This window comes from Aeromonas sp. s2 (genome assembly GCF_040907935.1).
GTDB lineage: Bacteria > Pseudomonadota > Gammaproteobacteria > Enterobacterales > Aeromonadaceae > Aeromonas > Aeromonas dhakensis.
The window spans coordinates 207,199-228,948 of the sequence record NZ_JBFOCR010000014.1 but is presented as its reverse complement, the minus strand read 5'-3'; the positions used below and the strand labels follow the sequence as shown (position 1 = coordinate 228,948).

The 21,750-nt window shown below is 64.3% G+C and carries 16 protein-coding genes; 8 read left to right on the top strand and 8 right to left on the bottom strand.

All coding sequences use genetic code 11. The features are described from left to right. Nucleotides 1-145: 145 nt before the first annotated feature. Nucleotides 146-874 carry an MgtC/SapB family protein gene (locus AB5Y81_RS11845; RefSeq protein WP_005302996.1) on the top strand — a complete coding sequence of 243 codons (729 nt, stop codon included), beginning with the start codon at nucleotides 146-148 and terminating at the stop codon, nucleotides 872-874. A 61-nt stretch (nucleotides 875-935) separates the two neighbouring features. On the opposite strand, the gene AB5Y81_RS11840 is transcribed toward AB5Y81_RS11845, so the two are convergent. From AB5Y81_RS11840 to grpE, 8 genes are all read right to left on the bottom strand, one after another. Then, nucleotides 936-1,946 carry a LacI family DNA-binding transcriptional regulator gene (locus tag AB5Y81_RS11840; protein ID WP_279485505.1) on the bottom strand — a complete coding sequence of 337 codons (1,011 nt, stop codon included), beginning with the start codon at nucleotides 1,944-1,946 and terminating at the stop codon, nucleotides 936-938. Nucleotides 1,947-1,973: 27 nt separating this feature from the next. Continuing rightward, nucleotides 1,974-3,389 carry a sucrose-6-phosphate hydrolase gene (locus AB5Y81_RS11835; protein ID WP_279485504.1) on the bottom strand — a complete coding sequence of 472 codons (1,416 nt, stop codon included), beginning with the start codon at nucleotides 3,387-3,389 and terminating at the stop codon, nucleotides 1,974-1,976. Then, nucleotides 3,389-4,753, bottom strand: coding sequence for a sucrose-specific PTS transporter subunit IIBC (locus AB5Y81_RS11830; protein WP_279485503.1), 1,365 nt, complete (start codon nucleotides 4,751-4,753; stop codon nucleotides 3,389-3,391). Before AB5Y81_RS11830 ends, AB5Y81_RS11835 begins: the two co-directional genes overlap by 1 nt. Before the next feature lie 81 nt (nucleotides 4,754-4,834). Further along, complete coding sequence (locus AB5Y81_RS11825) at nucleotides 4,835-5,791, bottom strand: aminoimidazole riboside kinase (protein ID WP_279485530.1); 957 nt, start codon at nucleotides 5,789-5,791, stop codon at nucleotides 4,835-4,837. A 115-nt stretch (nucleotides 5,792-5,906) separates the two neighbouring features. After that, a complete protein-coding gene (locus AB5Y81_RS11820) occupies nucleotides 5,907-7,397 on the bottom strand; it encodes a carbohydrate porin (protein WP_279485502.1) in 1,491 nt (496 codons plus the stop codon). Nucleotides 7,398-7,660: 263 nt separating this feature from the next. Further along, a complete protein-coding gene (gene dnaJ, locus AB5Y81_RS11815) occupies nucleotides 7,661-8,803 on the bottom strand; it encodes a molecular chaperone DnaJ (protein ID WP_005303007.1) in 1,143 nt (380 codons plus the stop codon). A 114-nt stretch (nucleotides 8,804-8,917) separates the two neighbouring features. Further along, on the bottom strand, nucleotides 8,918-10,846 hold the full coding sequence (dnaK, locus tag AB5Y81_RS11810) for a molecular chaperone DnaK (protein ID WP_054544421.1): 1,929 nt from the start codon (nucleotides 10,844-10,846) through the stop codon (nucleotides 8,918-8,920). 271 nt (nucleotides 10,847-11,117) lie between these two features. Continuing rightward, on the bottom strand, nucleotides 11,118-11,693 hold the full coding sequence (gene grpE, locus AB5Y81_RS11805) for a nucleotide exchange factor GrpE (RefSeq protein ID WP_005303011.1): 576 nt from the start codon (nucleotides 11,691-11,693) through the stop codon (nucleotides 11,118-11,120). Between the two features lie 266 nt (nucleotides 11,694-11,959). Here grpE and nadK point away from each other — a divergent pair, with 266 nt between their 5' ends. The 7 genes from nadK to AB5Y81_RS11770 all read left to right on the top strand — a co-directional run bounded on the left by nadK (nucleotide 11,960) and on the right by AB5Y81_RS11770 (nucleotide 21,660). After that, nucleotides 11,960-12,844: an NAD(+) kinase gene (nadK, locus tag AB5Y81_RS11800; protein ID WP_026141466.1), complete on the top strand. Its 885-nt coding sequence runs from the start codon at nucleotides 11,960-11,962 to the stop codon at nucleotides 12,842-12,844. 148 nt (nucleotides 12,845-12,992) lie between these two features. Next, entirely contained in the window at nucleotides 12,993-14,657 is a 1,665-nt protein-coding gene (gene recN / locus AB5Y81_RS11795; RefSeq protein ID WP_005303015.1) for a DNA repair protein RecN, read from the top strand. A 592-nt stretch (nucleotides 14,658-15,249) separates the two neighbouring features. Then, nucleotides 15,250-16,143: a DHHA2 domain-containing protein gene (locus AB5Y81_RS11790; RefSeq protein ID WP_279485501.1), complete on the top strand. Its 894-nt coding sequence runs from the start codon at nucleotides 15,250-15,252 to the stop codon at nucleotides 16,141-16,143. Between the two features lie 378 nt (nucleotides 16,144-16,521). Next, entirely contained in the window at nucleotides 16,522-16,962 is a 441-nt protein-coding gene (locus AB5Y81_RS11785) for a universal stress protein (protein WP_005303019.1), read from the top strand. Between the two features lie 224 nt (nucleotides 16,963-17,186). Continuing rightward, complete coding sequence (macA, locus tag AB5Y81_RS11780; RefSeq protein WP_017780716.1) at nucleotides 17,187-18,350, top strand: macrolide transporter subunit MacA; 1,164 nt, start codon at nucleotides 17,187-17,189, stop codon at nucleotides 18,348-18,350. After that, nucleotides 18,347-20,290 carry a MacB family efflux pump subunit gene (locus AB5Y81_RS11775; RefSeq protein WP_279485500.1) on the top strand — a complete coding sequence of 648 codons (1,944 nt, stop codon included), beginning with the start codon at nucleotides 18,347-18,349 and terminating at the stop codon, nucleotides 20,288-20,290. Before macA ends, AB5Y81_RS11775 begins: the two co-directional genes overlap by 4 nt. Further along, on the top strand, nucleotides 20,287-21,660 hold the full coding sequence (locus AB5Y81_RS11770; protein WP_279485499.1) for an efflux transporter outer membrane subunit: 1,374 nt from the start codon (nucleotides 20,287-20,289) through the stop codon (nucleotides 21,658-21,660). The genes AB5Y81_RS11775 and AB5Y81_RS11770 overlap by 4 nt, the downstream gene beginning before the upstream one ends. Nucleotides 21,661-21,750 lie beyond the last annotated feature (90 nt).

The window sequence follows — 21,750 nt, the reverse complement described above, 5'->3', positions numbered from 1 at the left end:
TCGCAGCCCAACCCGCCATCCTGCATGGCCGGGTCGGGCTTTCCGTGCGTTTTTTCGATGAGGTGATGGCCTTCACGCACGGGGATCAGGCAAGGGAACCCTCGCCCGCCTTCAGGAAGGCCATCTGCAACAGAAGGAGTACGCCATGAGAATGTGGCAGCAATTGGACATGATTTCCCTGCTCGACACCCTGGCCAGCCTGCTGCTAGCCTTCGTGCTCGGCAGTCTGGTGGGGCTGGAGCGTCAGTACCGCCAGCGTACCGCGGGCCTGCGCACCAATGTGCTGGTGGCGGTGGGCGCGGCCCTGTTCGTCAACCTGGCCCAACGCATCTATGACCTGCACGGCGGCACCTACGGGGTGGTGCACGTGGTGGCCTACATCGTCTCCGGCATCGGCTTTCTCGGCGCCGGCGTCATCATGCGCGAGTCCGGCAATATCCGCGGCATCAACACCGCCGCCACCCTGTGGGGAGTGGCGGCGGTCGGTGCCGCCAGCGGGGCCGGGCTGGCCATGGAGGCGATCCTCGGCGCCCTGTTCGTGCTGGCTGCCAACACCCTGCTGCGCCCGCTGGTGAACCAGATCAACCGCCGTCCGGTGGACAACACAGACACCGAGGTGACCTATCGGGTGACCGCCCTCACCCAGCGCGAATACCAGAAAGAGGTGCTGCACTGGCTGGAAGAGATGCTGGAGCAGGCCAACTATCCGTTGAGCGAGCTCGACATCGAGCCCTTCGGCGAGCGGGATCTGGAGATATCCGCGGTGCTGCTGGCCACCTCCATCGATGGTGACGAGCTGGACGCCCTGATGGTGAAGCTCGGCATCCACCCTCACATCAAGCAGGTGTTCTGGCGCGCCAGTACCACGGATTGAGGCGAGCCCTCGCCCCACAGCAAAAAGCCCCACACTGGCGGGGCTTTTTCATCTTTCCGGGTTAGCGGCGGCTGCGCCAGCGCACCCTGGGGGGGATGACCTGGGCGGTCTGGGTGGGGGGATTGCCCGCAATAAGCTGTTGCATCAGTTCGAAGGAGGCGTGAGCCAGGGCCGGGCAATCCTGGGCCACCGAGTCGATACGCATGGGGATGCAGTCGAGCAGGTCGTGGTCGTCGAAGGTGCACAGGCGCATCCCAGTTTCCATCAGCCCCGCTTCGTTGAGGTAGCGCAGCACCCCCTCGAGCAGGGTGAAGGAGGCGGTGAAGAGCCCCTTGGGCGGCGCCCCGAGCTCGGCCACCAGCTCGGCCATCAGCTGATAGCCCGAGCTTGGCTGGTAGTCGCGGTGACGAACCCGGTCTGATGTGGCCTCCAGCCCGGCGCGGTGCAACCCCAGCTCGTAACCCGCCAGCCGGTGGCGGCTGGGGGAGAGATCCAGCAGGCCGCCGAAGTAGTAGATCTCCTCTCCGCAGCTGGCCGCCATGTCCTGCACCAGCTCGGCGGTGGCTTTGCAGGCATCCGAGATCACCATGGGCAGGCGCGACTCGCCGATGTGGCGGTCGAGCTGCACCACCGGCAGGCGGTCGTGGATACGGGCATAGATGTCATCACTGTGGCCACTGGAGGCGACGATGAGGCCGTCCACCTGGCGGCTGATAAGGTTGTCCACCACCCGCTGCTCCAGGGTGGGGTCATCCTCGGAGCAGGCGATGAGCAGCTGGATCCCCGCCTCCCGGCAGTGGGCCTCAAGGGCCCGGGCGATGCTGGCGAAACCGAAGTTGGTGAGGTCGGGGATCACCAGTCCCCAGGTGTAACTGCGCGCAGCCCGCAGGGAGCGGGCATGGATGCTCGGCTGGTAGTGGCACTCGTCCGCCACCGCCTGGATCCGCTTGCGAGTGTCGTCGGCGATGCGGTACTCCGCACTCTTGCCGTTGAGCACCAGGCTGGCGGTGGCCTTGGAGACCCCCGCGAGCGTGGCTATCTGGGCAATCGTGATCCGTTTCTTCTTCTCCACCTGACCTCCCGGCAAACTGACACCGGGCTATTGTACAAGGCAGGCTGCCAGCAGCCAGTGATCGAGGCAAATTTTGCTGTCATCACCGTCACAACGTGCGGAAAGTACTGGGTTTTCACCGGGGAAGTAGCGGGTAGACAGGGTCTGGCGACCGCCATCCACGAAACACTCGAGGCTGGAGCTGTCGCACAAGACGGTGATGCTCCCCCCAAGCCAGGGGCAGCCTCGCTCCTCCCACTCCCCGCTCTGCCAGTTCTGCCGGCGCAGGACAAGGCGCCCCGGCTGCCACACCAGCTCGGCCACGGCGCCAAACCCGAGGCGTCCCTCCCCGCTCAAGGCCAGGTCCAGCCAGGCCGAGTCGATGGCCAGGGCAGGCAGCTCGTCCGGCGCTCCCTCGAAGCGGGTCGGAGCCCCCTTGAGGGCCGCGATTTCCGCCACCGGCCGCTGGCAGAGCCAGTCGTCATGCCAGAACAGCTCCCGCGGGCAGCTCATCTGGTGGATCCAGCCATGCTCTAGGGTGGGCTGGCTCATCTCGTTCTCCTCCGGCAGCCCCAGCCAGGCAAACAACAGGCGCCGCCCCTGGCTGTCCTGGGTGGTCTGGGGGGCGTAAAACTCGAAGCCTCGGTCCAGCTCGTGGAAGGCACCGTGCTCGAACTGAGTGCCGTCGAAGTCACCCGCCAGCCAGCCGCACTGGTAGCGGTTGCGATAATCCTCTCCCCGGGGGGCAATCCCCTGCGGGCAGCTGATCAGCACATGGCGATCACCTAGGGGGAAGAGGTCCGGGCACTCCCACATATAGCCGAACTCCCCAAGCCCACCGCGCCCGCTGCCGGCGATGGGGCCGACCAGCGTCCAACCATCCAGCGCGTCGCCGCGATAGAGCAGCACCTCCCCCTTGTCATCCTGGGTGCGGGCCCCCAGCACCATCAGCCACTGCCGGCCGTCGTGCCACACCTTGGGGTCGCGCACGTGACCGCTGTAGCCTTCGGGCAGGTCCAGCACCGGCCCCAGCTTGGCAAAGCCGCCCATGCCGTCGTCCCGCGCCAGACACTGGTAGGCGGTGCGGCTACCGTCCGGGTATTTGACGTTGCCGGTGTAGATGAGAGTCAGGCGCCCCTGTTCGTCGCTCACCGCCGAGCCGGAGTAGCAGCCGCTCTGCTCGTAGGGCTCCACCGGCAGCAGGGCCGGCAGCTCGTGCTGCCAGTGCAGCAGATCGGTGGAGGTGACGTGACCCCAGCCCTTGTTGGCGTGTGCGCAACCCAGCGGGTTCCACTGGTAGAAGAGGTGATAACGCCCGCCGTGCTCGATGAAGCCGTTGGGGTCGTTGAGCAGCCCCACCGGGGCTGCCAGGTGCCAGCGGGGCCGATGGGGATCGGCCGCCGCCTTGAGCTGGCCGGCCAGTAGGGACCGGACAACCTGTTTGAGGAGATGGCTTTCCTTCATCACTCCACCTTGTACTTGAGCAGGTAGGAGGCGGCGAAGGCGGCACCAAAGGCGATCACCAGGCCGATGACGTAGTGGATGAGGCTCATGGGCTGGACGATGGCCATGCCCGGAATGCCGGTCAGACCGACCGCCATCATGCCCACCTTGGCCGCCACCACGTAGGCGCCGCCGCAGGCCCCGCCGAACAGGCCGGCCAAGAAGGGCTTGATGTAGCGCAGGTTGACCCCGAAGATGGCCGCCTCCGTGATGCCGAGCAGGCAGGACATGGCCGCCGGCACCGTGATGGCCTTGATCTTCACGTCGCGGGTCTTGAAGTAGACCGCGAGACAGGCGCCGCCCTGGGCCACGTTGGCCATGGCCCAGATAGGCAGCAGGAAGTTGACGCCGATGGCCGGGTTGGCCAGCAGGCCCGCCTCGATGGCGTGGAAGCTGTGGTGGATGCCGGTGATGACGATAAGCGAATAAGTCCCGCCAAACACCAGACCCGCCAGCCAGCCCGCCTGTTCATAGAGGGCGCTCAGGCCGAACGAGATGCCATCCCCCAGCACCCGCCCGGCGGGGCCGATGAAGAGCAGCGCCACGAAGCCGGTAATGATGACGGTCAGGAACGGAGTGAGGATGAGATCCAGGGCATCGGGGACGCGCCTTCTCAGCTGTTTCTCCAGGTGGGACATGAACCAGACCGCCAAGAGCACCGGGAAGACGGTGCCCTGATAACCGATCATGGCCACGTCCAGTCCGAAGAAGTCCATGGTCTTGAAGCCCCCCGCCACGCCCCAGGCGTTGGTCAGGACCGGGTGGGTGAGGATGCCCCCAAGGGTCGCCCCCAGATAGGGGTTGCCGCCGAATTCCCGCGCCGCGGTGAAGCCGATGAGGATCGGCAGGATGACAAAGGCCGCCGAGCTGAACATGTCCAGCATGATGAAGAGCGCGCTGTCGGCGTTGACCCAGCCATAGGTGCGCACCATGCCGAGCAGCCCCATCAGCAGGCCGGAGGCGACGATGGCCGGAATGATGGGCACGAAGATGTTGGAGAGGGTCCGCGCCAGGCGTTGAGCCACGTTGAGCTTGGCCGCCGCCATGTCGGTCAGCTCCGCCTTGCTGGCGGTGCCGGCACCGGTCAGCGCCACGAACTCCGCATGGACCTTGTTGACCAGGCCGGTGCCGAAGATCACCTGGATCTGGCCAGCGTTGCTGAAGCACCCCTTGACCCCGTCCAGCTTGTCGATGGCGGCCTTGTTCACCTTGCTGTCGTCCGCCAGCACCAGCCGCAGCCGGGTGGCGCAGTGGGCGGCGCTGACGATGTTCTCCTTGCCCCCGAGCAGGGGCACAAGATCCTTGGCTATCGCACTGATATTCATATTCTTCCTCTTATGGCCCGCCGTCGGCAGGCTCATGTCACATGAGAGTAAGGTCTGTCGACCCGCGGTTCTAGCCGCGGATCAACAGCCGCTTGCCCCCGATCGCAAAAAGGTATCCAGTTCGGTGCGACTCGGCAGCGCCGTCATCGCCCCCTTGGCGGTGGTGGCCAGCGCCCCGCAGCCGTGGGCCCGGGCCAGGATGGCAGGCAACTCATCCAGAGCGGGCAGCGAGGTCCGTTCGGCCAGGGCGCTCAGCAGACCGGCAACGAAGGCGTCCCCCGCCCCCGTGGTGTCGATGGGAGTCACTTTGGGCCCCACCCACTCCAGCAGCTCGCCACCGAGGCGAGCCACCACGCCGGCCGCCCCCCGGGTCACCAGCACCAGGGCCGGGCCTGAAATGGTGGCGAGCCCCATCGCCAGATCGTCCAGACCGCTTAGCAGTTGCAGCTCCTCCCCCGAGAGCTTGACCACGTCCGCGAGGGCGATGGCCTCGCGCACCACGGGCAGCATCTCGGCGGGGTTGCCCCACACCTCGGGCCTCAGGTTGGGATCGAAGCAGACCCGCCCCCCGACAGCCTTGATGGCCGCCATGGCTTGCAGGCAGCTGCCACGTACCGGTTCGTTGGCGAGCGCAATGGAGCAGGTGAGCAGCCACTGCCCGGCCAGGAAGACCGGCAGATCGGCGGGAGTCAGGAACTGATCCGCGCTGGGCCTCACCATAAAGGTGAAGCTGCGCTCGCCCTCGGCATCGAGCTCCACCAGCACCGTGCTGGTGCGATGAGCCGGATCCTGGATCAAGTGACGGGTGTCGACCCCTTCGCTGGCCAGGGTATCGGCCATAAAGCGGCCGAAGGGATCCGCGCCGACCCGACCGATAAAGGCCGACTCCCCGCCGAGCCGGGCCACCCCGACCGCCACGTTGGCCGGCGCACCGCCCGGACACCTGAGATAGTGCTGCTCCCCTTCCGGGATCAAGTCCACCACCGCATCACCCATTACCCACACACGATTCGTCACCTTGCTACTCCACTGCTGCATCGGATCGACTGTCAAACCCGGACTCTGTTTTGTTGGCTGGCATTATCAGCTAAACCGTTTTAGCCAACCAACAGATCCCGCCGCCGGCTGCCATTTTTGTGATCGGGATAACGAACTAGAACCAGGTTTCCATCTGCACGCCGAAGTTCCACTCGCCGCCGGCGGTGAAGTTGCTTTGGCCCATGGCATCGGTGCTGGCGTAGTTGTCGAGCTCGGAGGACCAGTCCATCCAGGTGGCGAATACCCGCAACTCGGGCCGCTCGAAGAAGCCGGCGGTCTGCGCCTTGAAGGTGGGGGCGAAGGTGAGCTTGGTGAAGTCGCCGCTCACCGCCTGACGCCCCTTGTAGCCCTTGGGATCGAGATCCATGTACTGCCAGGTGGCCTCGTAGACCAGCTCGACGTTCTGGCTCAGCACCTGGGCCAGCCGGCCATTGAGGGTCACCCAGCGGTACTCGTCCCCCTTCACGTAACGATCCTTGCTCTGCTCCGCCAGCAGGGCCGGGGCGATACGCCAGCGGGGTGCGAGATCGGTGGCGCCAAACACGGCGACCCGCACCGCATCGGCGTCCGCCAGCAGCTCGCTGTCGGAGCCCAGCCCCTTGAGCTCGGCACCCAGGCCGTGGCCATACAGCACGGCCGCCTTGGAGAAGCCGGGGTTGATGCCAAAGAAGCTGTCGGCGTGGTAGGCCAGCAGGGTGTGCGCCCCCTTGTTCGCCGTCTCGCTGCCGGCGCCACCGTCGTTGATGCGCGCCTCGTTGTCCTTGGCCGACAGGCCGTTCAGCATCCACTGCCAGTTGCCGACCCGGTTGTTCATGGTGAAGATGTAGCTCTCGATGTCCGAGAGACCGCTCGCGCTGATGTCGCCGTAGTCGCGTCCGTAGAGAGAGAAGTTCGCCTTCCAGCTGTCGGCCAGCTGCACGTCGTAGACGCCGCCGCCGGTGCCGGCCAGGAACACCACGTCCGAGTCGAGCCAGTGGATGTCGAAGTTGTCCCGATCGAAGCGCTTGCCCGCCCACAGCACAGCATGCTTGAAGGGACCGTCGAAGCTCGCCAGATCGCCGATCTCGGCAAACACCTGGCGGGTATTGAGGCTGGAATCGCTGGCGGTCCAGTCGTTGCTGGTCTCCACCCCGTCCGCCAGCATCAACTTGTAGCGGGCCCAGCTGCCATCGGCGAAGGTCTGGGTCTTCAGCAGGTTGGCCTCCATGTAGGTGTCATCCTCGTTGCCAAGACGACCCACGGCGCCACCCACCGAGCCGGCCGGGGTGATATAGGGGCCGCCGCGACCGCCGTTGCCATTGCCGTTGACCAAGAGGCCCGAGCGGGCATAGCCGTGAAACTCGAAACCCTGGGCCCCGGCGGTCTGCTTGTCCACCTTCTCGCTCTGGGCCTTGGCCACCACGGCCGTCTCGCGGGCTTCGTTTGCCTTGCTCTGGGCCTCGTCGGCCCGCGCTTCGGCGGCGGTGGCGCGCGCCTCGGCCACCTGCACCCGTGCCTCCAGCGCCGCCAGACGGGCCTCGATACCGCCATCCGCCGCCCACAGCGGGCTGCTCATCCCCAATCCCAGCGCCACGGCCAGCGCCAACTTGCTCTTGCACATCGTCATCTTCCTCACCTGTCATCTGTTGCCCGGTCGGGCCTGTTGTTATCGACGACGAGAGCATAGCTAAACCAATTTAGCCAACTCAATACACATGCTAAACCGTTTCAGCTCAAGTGTGAGCGGGATAACATTCGTACAGCAGGAATTGGCGGAAGTTGTGAGGAAGATCCCTCATCGGGATCCACTCAATAAGCGGGGATCTTGCTAAAGCTGGGGCAAAAAAAGAGCCGGCACAGGGCCGGCTCTTGATATCAGGGTCGCGAAGATCAGCTGGTCAGATCGTCGAAGAAGCGTTTCACCCCTTCGAAGAAGCCTTCCGATTTCGGCTTGTGGGTCTTGGCGGCAGCACCGCTGAAGGATTCATCCAGCTGGCGCAGCAGCTCTTTTTGCTGCTCGGTCAGCTTGACCGGGGTCTCCACCACCACCTTGCACATCAGATCCCCCACCTGGCCGGAGCGCACGGACTTGACGCCCTTGCCCCGCATGCGGAACATTTTGCCGGTCTGGGTCTCAGGGGTGACCTTGAGCTTGACCCGGCCATCCAGGGTCGGCACTTCGATCTCGCCGCCGAGGGCTGCCGCGGTGAAGCTGATGGGCACTTCGCAGTAGAGGTTATTGCCATCACGCACGAAGATTTCGTGCTCCTTGACGTGCACCTGTACGTACAGATCGCCCGCCGGTGCGCCGGCTTCCCCCGCTTCCCCTTCGCCGGAGAGGCGGATGCGATCGCCGGTGTCGACGCCAGCCGGGATCTTGACCGACAGGGTCTTGGTCTTCTGGTAACGACCTTCGCCATGGCACTTGCGGCACGGATCCTTGATGATCTTGCCGCGACCGTGACAGTGGGGGCAGGGTTGCTGCACCGCAAAGAAGCCCTGACGCATCTGCACCTGGCCGGAGCCGTGGCAGGTCGGGCAGGTCTGGGCAGAGCTGCCGGTGTGGGCTCCCGAGCCGTTACACACTTCACAGTGGACCAGGGTCGGTACCTTGATCTCCTTGGAGACCCCGCGCACCGCCTCTTCCAGGGTCAGCTCCATGGTGTAGCGCAGGTCGGAGCCACGGGCCGGGCCGCGACGGCCACCACCACGGCTGCCACCGAAAATATCGCCAAACACGTCGCCGAAGATGTCGCCGAAATCGGCGCCACCGCCAAAGCCACCGTGGCCACCGCCACCCTGGCTCTGATCCACGCCGGCGTGGCCGTACTGGTCATAGCGGGCACGCAGGTTGGCATCGGTCAGGATCTCGTAAGCTTCCTTGACCTCTTTGAACTTCTCTTCGGCACCGGCATCGCCCTGGTTGCGATCAGGGTGATACTTCATGGCCAGACGCTTGTACGCCTTCTTGATCTCGCGTTCGTCGGCATCCTTGGATACCCCGAGCACTTCGTAGAAATCGCGCTTCGACATACTTATCCTGTTGCTATATCAGCAGTTACGCAGACGGGCGTTGGTCACCCAACGCCCGTAAATTCATAGAATCAAGCCGATGGGCGAAGCGGACTTCGCCCATCTGGGTCGGGCTTATTTCTTGTCGTCTTTCACTTCTTCGAACTCGGCGTCGACCACGTCGTCGTCAGCCTTGGCAGAAGAGGAGGACTGACCGGCATCAGCACCGGCGGTGCCTTGCGCCTGAGCCTGCTGCTGGGCAATTTCCATCAGCTTCTGGGACGCTTCCAGCAGCGCCTGCTGCTTGGCCTCGATAACGGCCTTGTCGTCACCCTTGATGGCGGCTTCCAGCTCGCTCAGCGCAGCTTCGACCTTGGTCTTGTCGTCGGCAGGCAGGGCTTCACCAGCTTCGGTAACCTGCTTGCGCACGGAGTGGACCAGACCATCAGCCTGGTTGCGGGCCTGCACCAGCTCTTCGAACTTCTTGTCCTCGGCCGCGTTGGCTTCGGCTTCGCGTACCATGCGCTCGATCTCGTCATCAGACAGACCAGAGGAGGCCTGGATGGTGATCTTCTGCTCCTTGTTGGTCTCCTTGTCTTTGGCGGAGACGTGCAGGATGCCGTTGGCGTCGATGTCGAAGGTCACTTCGATCTGCGGCAGACCGCGCGGTGCCGGACGGATGCCTTCCAGGTTGAACTGGCCCAGGGACTTGTTGTCGCTGGCGCGCTTGCGCTCACCCTGCAGCACGTGAATGGTCACGGCAGACTGGTTGTCTTCGGCAGTGGAGAACACCTGGGACTTCTTGGTCGGAATGGTGGTGTTCTTCTCGATCAGCGCAGTCATCACGCTGCCCATGGTTTCGATACCCAGGGAGAGCGGGGTAACGTCCAGCAGCAGTACGTCGGTCTTGTCACCGGACAGCACGGCACCCTGGATGGCAGCACCCATGGCCACGGCTTCGTCCGGGTTGACGTCTTTGCGCGGCTCTTTGCCGAAGAACTCGGCAACTGTCTTCTGAACCAGCGGCATACGGGTCTGACCACCAACCAGGATGACGTCGTCGATCTCGCCAACAGCCAGACCGGAGTCTTTCAGGGCGACGCGAACCGGCTCCAGAGAGTCCTTCACCATGTCTTCCACCAGGGATTCCAGCTTGGCGCGGGTGACCTTGATGTTCATGTGCTTCGGACCGGTGGCATCGGCAGTGATGTACGGCAGGTTGACGTCGGTCTGCTGGGCGGAAGAGAGCTCGATCTTGGCTTTCTCGGCGGCATCTTTCAGACGCTGCAGGGCCAGCTGGTCGTTGCGCAGGTCGATGCCCTGCTCACGCTTGAACTCGTCAACCAGGTAGTTGATGACGCGGTTGTCAAAGTCTTCACCACCCAGGTGGGTGTTACCGTTGGTCGCCAGTACTTCGAAGGTGGTCTCGCCTTCCACTTCGTCGATCTCGATGATGGAGATATCGAAGGTACCGCCCCCTAAGTCATACACGGCAACCTTGCGCTCGCCCTTGACCTTGTTGACGCCGTAGGCGAAAGCCGCGGCAGTCGGTTCGTTGATGATGCGTTTTACATCCAGACCGGCGATGCGACCGGCATCCTTGGTAGCCTGACGCTGGGCGTCGTTGAAGTAGGCCGGTACAGTGATGACGGCTTCGGTGACCGGCTCGCCCAGATAGTCTTCGGCGGTCTTCTTCATCTTTTTCAGCACTTCGGCAGAGATCTGCGGCGGTGCCATTTTCTTGCCTTTCACCTCGACCCAGGCGTCACCGTTGTCGGCCTTGGCGATGGCGTACGGCATGATTTTCAGGTCACGTTGTACTTCGTCATCTTCGAAACGACGGCCGATCAGACGCTTGATGGCGAACAGCGTGTTCTTCGGGTTGGTGATGGCCTGACGCTTGGCCGGCTGACCAACCAGGATTTCGCCGTCATCGGCATAGGCAATGATGGACGGAGTAGTACGGTCGCCTTCCGCGTTCTCGATCACGCGAGCATGGTCGCCATCCAGAATAGCGACGCAGGAGTTGGTAGTACCCAGGTCAATACCGATGATTTTACCCATTTGACGAATCTCCAAATACTTTGAATAAACTGGCGAGGGGCTCGCCTTAATGCGTTAACGGCTAGGTGGGGCCTGCCAATCTGGCTTTCAAGCTCCCGGCATCAAATTTTTTGTGCCGCCGTGGCCTTGCATCCTATATGGGGTCGCAAGTGGCCACTTCAAGCCCCGCCCTGCAAAAACCCCGCCTTTTGTCATGGCCGGGCCATGACGCACCGCAGGGATACACAACAAAAAGCCCGCCAAGCGGCGGGCCTGGGCATCAAGCACCGACTCAGTCGACGGCCTTGGATACCATGACCATGGCCGGACGGATCACGCGACCGTTCAGCTCGTAGCCTTTCTGCATCACGGCGATGACGGTGTTCGGCGCCACGTCGGCACTCGGCACCATGCTCATCGCCTGATGGGCGTTGGGGTCAAACGGCTGGTTGGTCGGATCCAGCGCCGCCAGGCCGAACTTGGCCACGCCGCTCTGCATGGATTTCAGGGTCAGCTCGACCCCTTCGATCATCGGCTTGAGGGCGTCGTTTTCCTTGTCGGCCAGCTCGATGGCGCGTTCCATGTTGTCCAGCACCGGCAAGAGCTCGGCGGCGAACTTCTCCAGCGCGAACTTGTGCGCCTTCTCCACGTCCTGCGCCGCGCGACGACGCAGGTTCTCCATCTCGGCGACGGCACGAATGGCGCGCTCGCGCTCTTCGGCAGAGGCTTGCTGGGCAGCTTCCAGCTGCGCCTCCAGCTCGGCAATGCGGGCCTGCTCGGCTGTCACTTCACTGTCTACATCGGTCGGTTCGACTGGCTGGGCTTCCACTTGCTCCATCGCTTCAACCTTTTGTTCTTCGTGGTTCATGACATCTCCAATTGCGGGTTACTTATGAGGGCCCGCTCTCCGGTTGCGCGACCGGACGGCAACGGGCCGACTATGTTGGCGCTATTATGGGGATGGATCCCCGGCTTTCAAGGGGAAAAGGGCGCCATTATCGCCAAGGAGGTGACGCGACAGGCAATTTACGGTGTTTTCCCGCCCCATGGCGCAAGCGGACACGCCGGCAGCAGACAAATCCCCCCCAAAGCGCGGTATACTCCCCCCAATACTCATCCCAGACCCGACAGACCATGGATTCTCCGTTCAAAACCATCGCCCTGATTGGCAAGCCCCACCACGAAGGGGCCAACCAGACCCTGACCGGCCTGCATCAATACCTGACCACCCGCGGTTTTCGGGTGCTGGTAGAGAGCCGGGTGGCCCACGCCCTCGGCATCATGGACGAGAACGTGATGGATCTGGTGCAACTGGGCCAGCAGGCGGATCTCGCCATCGTGGTCGGTGGTGACGGCAACATGCTGGGGGCCGCGCGGGTACTGTCGCGCTTCGACGTGGCGGTGATCGGGGTAAACCGGGGCAACCTCGGCTTTCTCACCGATCTCTCGCCGCAGGATTACCTGCTGCCGCTGGAGCAGGTGCTGTGCGGCCACTACAAGAGCGAGCACCGCTTCCTGCTGGAGGCGGCGGTCTATCGCCACGGCGAGCGCAAGTCCAACAACCTGGCGGTCAACGAGGCGGTGCTGCACCCGGGCAAGATTGCCCACATGATCGAGTTCGAGGTCTACATCGACGGCAGCTTCATGTACAGCCAGCGCTCGGACGGCATCATAGTGGCCACCCCCACCGGCTCCACCGCCTACTCCCTGTCGGCGGGCGGCGCCATCCTCACCCCCAAGCTCAACGCCATCACGCTGGTGCCCATGTTCCCGCACACCCTGAGCAGCCGCCCCATCGTGCTGGACGCCGACAGCGAGGTGCGGTTGCTGGTCTCACCGGACAATCAGGACGACGCCATACAAGTGAGCTGCGACGGCCAGGTGACGCTGGCGGTCCACCCGGGGGACGAGATCCTCATCAAGAAGAGCAGCCACAAGCTGCATCTGGTGCATCCGCTGGATTACAGCTACTTCCACGTGCTACGCAACAAGCTCGGCTGGGGCAGCAAGCTGTTCTGATCCCCAGCCCTGCACTCCCTGTTCCTCACAATACGGTCCCTGGCGCGGGCCGTTTTGCATTCCGTCCTGCGGCGACACCTTTACTGTATGGAAAACCAGTATATACTGGATGCATACACAGTAATGTTGGCCCATACAGGATGAGACCATGCTGACCCAGCTGACCGTCAACAACTTCGCCATCGTCAAGTTTCTCGAACTCGATCTGCAACCGGGCATGACCTGCATCACGGGTGAGACCGGGGCGGGCAAATCCATCGCCATCGATGCCCTGGGCCTGTGCCTGGGGGAGCGTGCCGAAGCCGGCATGGTGCGACCGGACAGTGACAAGAGCGAGGTCAGCGCCCGCTTCCTGCTGGACGGCAACCCGGCCGCTCGCGCCTGGCTCGCCACCAACGAGCTGGAAAACGAAGGGGAATGCATAGTGCGACGGGTCATCTCCGCCGAGGGGCGCTCGCGCAGCTACATCAACGGCGTGCCCGTGCCCCTCACCCAGCTCAAGAACCTGGGCCAGCTGCTGGTCAACGTCCATGGCCAGCATGCCCACCAGATGCTGCTCAAACCCGACTACCAGCTCGCCCTGCTCGATGGTTACGCCGGCCACCATCTGCTGCTCGATGAGGTACGCCGCCACTACCAGCAGTGGCGCCAGCTGCAGAACGAGCTCAACCGGCTCAAGGCCGAGCAGCAGCAGCGGGAGGCCCGCCGCCAGCTCATCGAATATCAGGTGCAGGAGCTCGATGAATTTGCCCTGCAACCGGGGGAGTTTGAAGAGATTGAAGAGGAGCATCAGCGCCTGGCCAATGGCACCGAGCTGATGCAGGAGTGCGGCGCCTGTCTGGATCTGCTCTATGACAACGAGGAGACCACCATCGCCGGTCTGCTGCAGACCGTCGTCGACCGGGCCGAAGGGCTGGTCGCCATGGACAGCCGGCTGGGCGATGTGCTCGGCATGCTCAACGAGGCCCTCATCGGGGTGCAGGAGAGTCACAGCGAGCTGCGCAGCTACCTGGACCGGCTGGAGCTGGATCCAGAGCGCTTCAACGAGCTGGAGAGCCGCCTCTCCAAGGCCATCAACCTGGCCCGCAAGCACCACGTCAAACCGGCCGAGCTGGCCCTGCACCATCAGGAGCTGGCCGCCGATCTGGCGCGCCTCAACTCCGACGAGGAACGGCTGGAGGGGATGGAAGACGAGCTGGCCGAGGCCCGCCAGGCCTTCGTGCAGGCCGCCGAGGCCCTGAGCCAGAGTCGCCAGCGCTATGCCGAGGAGCTCGGCGCCAAGGTGAGTGCCAGCATGCACGAGCTGGCGATGCCGGACGGCCGCTTCGCCATCGAGGTGCGCCCCGATGCCCAGAGCAGCCTGTCACCGCTCGGCATCGACCGGGTGGAGTTCATGGTCACCACCAACCCGGGCCAGCCGATCCAGCCACTCGGCAAGGTGGCCTCCGGCGGCGAACTGTCGCGCATCAGTCTCGCCATCGTGGTGATCAGCGCCCGCAAGATCTCGACGCCGACCCTGATCTTCGATGAAGTGGACGTGGGGATCAGTGGCCCCACAGCCGCCGTGGTAGGACGCCTGCTGCGCCAGCTGGGGGAATCGACCCAGGTGATGGTGGTCACCCACCTGCCCCAGGTCGCAGGAAAGGGGCACCAGCACATGGTGGTGAGCAAGCACACCGACGGCAAGACCACCGAAACCCAGATGCAGGCGCTGGATCAAAGTGCCCGTCTCAACGAGCTGGCCCGTCTGCTGGGGGGCGATCAGATCACCGACAACACCCTGGCCAATGCTCGCGAACTGCTGGCCTGCTGAGGCAAAGGCCAGCCAGCTGCACGCGGGGCTTACTAATCAGGTTCCCCGCGTAACTCCGCCTGCTGGTGACGGTGGTTTGCGGCTCCACGGCAGGTGCATCATCACCATGCCACCGTTGCCGCATCCTGGAGAGCTCACTCCCGAGAGATCACTTTCTGGCGGTTTGAATGGTCACGGCCTGCCTGGCCGGATCGAAGCCTCATAGCCTCTCGCTCATACCGAGACACGGCCTAATCTCTTTGCTTGCCCATCCCCCTCCACCTCTTGCAGCGTGAACCTTGCTGCCAGGGGAGAGCCCCCGACGCTTGCCACACAGCCATCTCCTTCCTCCTGTCTCCCTGTCCGAGTTTGCCTCCCTGCCCTAATCTGCAACCCAGGTCTGCCTACCTACCCAGCCCCAAGACGATTCAGCAGCAGGAGTGCGCCCCCCTTTTACAACAGGGTCTCGCCCGCCGCAGGACGGCCTGCGCTGGTTGCCATGAGCGGGGACGGCGCATAGAGTGAATCCAGAGCAGGGCAACCCCCTGTTTTCCCGTTTGCCCCGCATACCTGATCTTGCCTCAGGTACGTCATCAACCGCAGGAATGGCACCATGCTCCACGTGTTTGGCCACAAGAATCCCGATAGCGACAGCATCTGTACCGCCCTGGTGGCTGCCGACTGGCTCAATCGCCAGGGCCGCCCTGCCCAGGCCTATGCGCTCGGCGAGCCCATCGCCGAAACCCGCTTCATTCTGGACACCGCCGGCGTTGCCGCTCCTCCCCTGCTGCAGGGCAGCGTGGCCAACAAGCAGGTGTTTCTGGTGGATTTCAGCGAACTGGAGCAGGGGCCGGAGGGACTGGCAGAGGCCGACGTGCAGGGCCTCATCGACCACCACCGCATCGGCACTCTCATTACCCGTGGGCCACTCGATGCCTGGATCCGGGCCGTGGGCTGCAGCGCCACCGTGCTGCTGGAGCTGATGGGTTACCATACCCTCTCCCGCGCCCAGGCTCGCCTGCTGCTCGGGGCCATCATCAGCGATACATTCAGCCTCACCTCCCCCACCACCACGGCGCGCGATCGCGCCGCCGTCCATGCCCTGTTGCCACTGGCGGATCTGGCGCTGGAGCCCTTCGCCCAGACCCTGCTGGAGCGCCGCACCCAGCTCGGTGACGCCCCCATGGCCGAGCTGCTCGCCGCCGACGAGAAGGCCTACCAGATCGCCGGCTACCAGCTCTCCGTCAGCCAGATCTGCGTGATGGACCCGGGTCAGCTGCACCGCCGGCAGGCGGAACTGGAACAAGCCATGCAGCTGCGGCTGGCAGAGGATGGGCTGGATGCCTATGTCCTGATGCTGACCGACCTGGCTCAGGGGGGCAGCCAGCTCCATTTCGCCAGCAACGGCATCCTGCCCGCCCACCCCATCCAGCTCATTGGCGCCGTCAGTCGCAAGAAAGAGGGGCTGCCCTGGCTGACGAGCTATCTGGCGGGCAAGCCACTCTGACGCAGACCCGGCGAGTCCCGCTTCACGCCGGACTCGCCGTTCTGCTCACCCGTCCCGCCCTCTCTCTTGTTATCTTGCCATCTGCCAGCCAACACCCTCCAGCATGGTTCCAGAGAGGGGCCAATCCCTGCTTTGCTCACGCTTTTGACGGCTCGCACGTCATTTGCCCGCCCAGCCCCGCTTTTCCTTCATTTTCCATTCAACTCAGTCTGTTATGATGATGTAAACGAACATGCCCTGGCGCTGCATCAGCGACACCCGGTGACACCGGCAGCCACAGAGACAGGTTCGTGCTATGCGACACATAGCGGGTACACAGTGTTCTGGGACAGGCCATTTGTCCCGAGTGGCCCGCACCATGCCAAGGGAGAACTGCTTATGACCTCAACCAATATCGTGCTGTTGCTGGAAGGCAAGGATTACGAGCAGGAGACGCTGGCCAAAGCGAGTCAATTGGCACAAGGAATGGGGGGCGAGCTCACCCTGCTGCACCTGACCCACAGCAGCAAGATGCGCCGCAACAGCCTGTCGCTGTCGGAAGAGGAGCGCAGCGCCCAGGGTACGCTGGACGCCAAGGCCATCATCAGCGAGCTCATCACCACCCTGCAACACCCGGTGGATTACCAGTGCCTGGTGGTCGATGACGTGGTGCCCGACCTGAAACGCTGGCTGGCCACTCACCCGATGGATCTGCTGCTGGTCGGCAGCCGCCACCACTGGATGGAGGGCTCCCTGGCCCGCCTGCTTATCTACAAGCTGCCGCTCGACATCCAGATCTGCCACGAGCCCTACGCCGAACAACTCAAGGCCGTCGGCTGACGACCGGCCCCCGCCGACTCAGGCCGGGTACCCGAATGACCGCCCGCAGCGGGCTTTTTCGCCCGCTGCCCCCCGCCCCGTCTGCTCGCCAGGAAGCCCAACCAGGGCACGCTAGTGACAAGACTATCTACATGTTTTCTTACATATTCATCACTGTTTTTTGAGCCTCGTTTGCTGCAGGATGTTGCCCTTGCACGCCTTCGTTCGCTTCTTTCAGGTGAAAAATGAACATCACTCCCAAGCAGAGAAAAATTGCCCTGCTCGCCCTCGTGCCCGTGCTCGCCATCGGCTGGCTGGCCTGGCCGAGCAAGGCTCCCGAGCCGGTACTGACCGCCGAGGTGACCCGCCAGGACGTGGAGCAGACCGTACTGGCCAGCGGTGTGCTGCAGGCCATCGAGCAGGTAGACGTCGGTGCCCAGGTCTCGGGCCAGGTCACCTATCTGGCGGTAGAGGCAGGTCAGAAGGTCAAGCAGGGAGACCTGCTGGCCGAGATCGATCCGCTGATCGCCCAGAACAACCTCAAGACCGCCGAGGCGGATCTCGCCAGCCGCCGCGCCCAGCTCAAGATCAAGCAGGCCCAGCTCAAGCAGAACGAGCTGAGCTGGCGTCGCCAGCAGCAGATGTTCAGGCAGGAGGCGAGCTCGCGCGCCGATCTGGAAAGCGCCGAAGCCCAGCTGGCCGTGACCAGAGCCGAGCTGCAGGGGGCATTGGCTGAAGTCGACAATGCCCAGATCAAGGTGGAGCGAGCCAAGACGGAGCTCGGCTACAACCGCATTCAGGCGCCCATGGATGGCACCGTCGTCAGCATAGTGACCCGCCAGGGGCAGACCCTGGCCGCCAGCCAGACGGTGCCGACCCTGCTCAAGCTCGCCAACCTGGAGACCATGACGGTCAAGGCGCAGATCTCCGAAGCGGACGTCACCCGGGTCAAGGCCGGCATGCCGGTCTATTTCACCCTGATGGGGGATCCGGACACCCGCTATCACGGCACCCTGCGCACCGTCGAGCTGGCCCCCACCAACATCAATGAGCAGGCCACCAGCACCACGGCCACCAACAACGCCGCCGTCTACTACTACGCGCTGTTCGACGTGCCCAACCCGGATCACACCCTGCGGGTCGCCATGACCACCCAGGTCACCATAGTGCTCGGCGAGCGCAAGCAGGTGCTGACCATTCCGCAGACCGCCCTTGGCAAGAAGCTCGGGGAGAACGAGTACGAGGTCACCCTGCTCAAGGAGGATGACCAGAAGGAGACTCGCCGCATCAAGACCGGCATGAAGGATGATATCAAGGTGGAGGTGGTCAGCGGCCTGAGCGAACAGGAGAAGGTCACCCTGAACCAGGGTTCGCCGGTCAGTGGCAATGACGTGGAGATCATGCTGTGAGCGAGCCTCTGATCCAGCTCAAGGGGATCGAGCGGCGCTACCAGAGCGGAGAGCAGGAAGTGACCGTGCTCCATCCCCTCGATCTCGCCATCGAGGCGGGAGAGATGATCGCCATCGTCGGCGCCTCCGGCTCCGGCAAGTCGACCCTGATGAACCTGCTCGGCTGCCTCGATCGGCCGAGCAGCGGCCAGTACCTGTTCCGCGGCCAGGACACCGCCACCCTGGACGCCCTCTCCCTCGCCAGACTGCGCTGTCACCACTTCGGCTTCATCTTTCAGCGCTACCACCTCTTGCCGCACCTCAATGCCGCCGCCAACGTGGAGATCCCGGCCGTCTACGCCGGCACGCCACGGGCCGAGCGCCAGGCCCGCTCCCAGGCACTGCTGGCGCGACTGGGGCTCAGCGAGCGCAGCCATCACACCCCGAGCCAGCTCTCCGGCGGACAGCAACAGCGGGTTAGTATCGCCCGGGCGCTGGCCAACGGCGGCGAGGTGATCCTGGCGGACGAACCCACCGGGGCCCTCGACAGCCAGAGCGGCAAGGAGGTGATGGCCATCCTCAGGGAGCTGCACGCCCAGGGCCACACCATCATCCTGGTGACCCACGACATGGAGGTGGCCAGCCACGCCGACCGGATCATCACCCTGAAAGATGGCCGGGTACAGGAGGACAGCGGCCGCAAAGCGGCGGCCGTCCCCGTGACCCCGACCGCCGCCCCCGCCGGCAAGGAAGGGGCAGGCCACGACTGGGATCGCTACCGGGAAGCGGCACGCATGGCGCTGCACGCCATGCTGGCCCACCGCATGCGCACCTTCCTCACCATGCTCGGCATCATCATCGGCATCGCCGCCGTGGTGAGCGTGGTGGCGCTCGGCCAGGGGGCCCGTGCCAAGGTGATCGACCAGATCAATGCCATGGGCACCAACACCATCGACATCTTCCCCGGCAAGGATTGGGGGGACGAGAAGGCCGCCAGCATCCAGACCCTCAACAAGCGGGATCTCGACGCCCTGCTCGGCCAACCCTACCTGGAAGGGGCCAGCCCCCAGATCGCCGCCTCCGGCCAGCTGCGCTATCGCAACAAGACCAACAGCGGCAGCATAGTCGGGGTCGGCAGCGACTTCTTCCGGGTCAAGGGGATGAAGCTCACCAACGGCCGGCTGTTTGACGAGCGCGACATCCAGAATCGGACCGCGGTGGCGGTGGTTGACGGCAAGACCATAGAGAGCCTGCTCGGCAAGCAGGATCCCGTCGGCCAGGTGGTGCTGGTCGGCACCCTGCCGGTACGCATCGTCGGCGTGGTGGAAGAGGAGACCGGGTTTGGCCGCAGCGGCCAGTCGGTGAACGTCTGGCTGCCCTACAGCGCCGTGATGAGCCGCCTCATCTCCCAGAACCACTTCAGCCAGCTCACCATCCGGGTCAAGGATGGGGTGCAACCGGCGCTGGCCGAGCAGGCCGCCATCGAGCTGCTGACCCAGCGCCACGGGGTGAAGGACTTCTTCACCTTCAGCAGCGACAGCATCATCAAGTCGGTGGAGAAGACCACAGCCACCATGACCCTGCTGGTCTCCGCCATCGCGGTGATCTCCCTCATCGTCGGCGGCGTCGGGGTGATGAACATCATGCTGGTGTCGGTGGTGGAGCGCACCCGCGAGATCGGCATCCGCATCGCGGTCGGTGCCCGCCAGTCGGACATACTGCAGCAGTTTCTGATCGAAGCGGTGATGGTTAGCCTGCTGGGGGGCATGCTCGGGGTGGGGGTCTCCCTCTTCATCGGCCTGCTCTTCTCCCTGTTCGTGGAGAGCATCCAGATGCACTTCTCGCTCTTTTCCATCCTGATGGCGTTTGGCTGTTCCTCGCTCATCGGGATCCTGTTTGGCTATCTGCCCGCCCGCAATGCCGCCCGGCTCGATCCGGTCGAGGCGCTGGCGAGGGAATGACGATGTACCACTTATCCAAACTGGGGCTCTGCCTCACCCTGGCGCTCGGCCTCGGCGCCTGCAGCCAGCAGAGCAGCTATCAGCGGCAGGAGCTGGCATTGGCCGACCATTGGCAGCAGCCGGGGGACGGTCTCACCCGCCAGCTGGCCGGCCCCTGGTGGCAAGGCTTCCACGATCCCGAGCTCAATCGGCTGATCGAGGCCGTGCTGGCGGCCAACCCGGACATGCAGGTCGCCGGCCTGCGCCTGCGCAGCGCCCTGCTCAGTGCCGATCTGGCCGACACCAACCTGACCCCCTCGGTCGATGCCAGCCTCGGCGGCAATGGCACCAAGAATCTGAAGAGCGGCAAGAGTGAAGGCAGCATGGGCCCCTCCCTGACCCTCGGCTACGAGGTGGATCTGTGGGGCAGGCTGGCCTCGGTGCGGGATCAAGCGAGCTGGGAGGCCGAGGCGTCCGCCCAGGATCTGGCCGCCACCCGCCTGATGCTGATCGGCAAGGCGCTCGAGCAATATTGGCAGCTGGCCTACCTCGGCTCGGCCATCACCCTGGGCCAGCAGCAGCTCGCCAACTATGAGCGCGCCGAGCAGCTGACCCAGGCCAAGTACCGGGCCGGCGCCGTGACCCGGCTCGATCTGGTGCAGGCCAGCCAGCAGAAGGCCGGCAAGCAGGCGGAGCTCAGCTCGCTCCTGATGCAGCAGGAGCAGGCCCGCAACGCCCTGCGCCTGTTGCTCGGTCGCAGCAGCGGTCCGCTGGCGTTCGAGCCCAAGGCGCTGCCGACGGCCGCCATCCCCACCCTGGCGGTCGGCATTCCGGCCGACGTGCTGGCGCGGCGTCCCGACGTGCGCGCCGCCGAGCTGCGCCTGCGCAAGACCCTGGCGAAGGGGGACGAGATCCGCACCGGTCTCTACCCCACATTGAAGCTGACCGGCGGCGCCAACAGCAGCTCGGACACCCTGACCCAGGTGCTGCAAAACCCGGTGGGCACCCTGGGCGCCACGTTGGCGCTGCCCTTCCTCGAGTACAACAAGACCCGGCTCGCCATCGCCGGCGCCGAGCTCGATTACCAGATAGCCGAAGCGGAGTTTCGCAAGCAGCTCTACGGCGCGCTGGTGGAGGTGGAGGATGGTCTGACCGCCCGCCACCACGGCGAGCAGCGCCTGAGCTACCTGGCCGAGCAGCTGGACTTTGCCAAAGAGGCGGAGCGGCTAGCGAGAGCCCGCTACCAGGCCGGCGCCACCGGGGTACAACCCTGGCTGGATGAACAGAACCGGCTGTGGGACGCCGAGCTCGCCCTGCTCGGCCAGCAGAAGGAGCAGCTCAATACCATGGCCAGGATCTACAAGGCGCTGGGGGGCAGCGATCGCCCCTGAGCCAGAGCCCCCCTCGCCCCATGGCGAGGGGGCTATTTTTCTGCACACCACTGAACTTCCCTTCACTTTCCCCTCTCTGACTCTGTCACA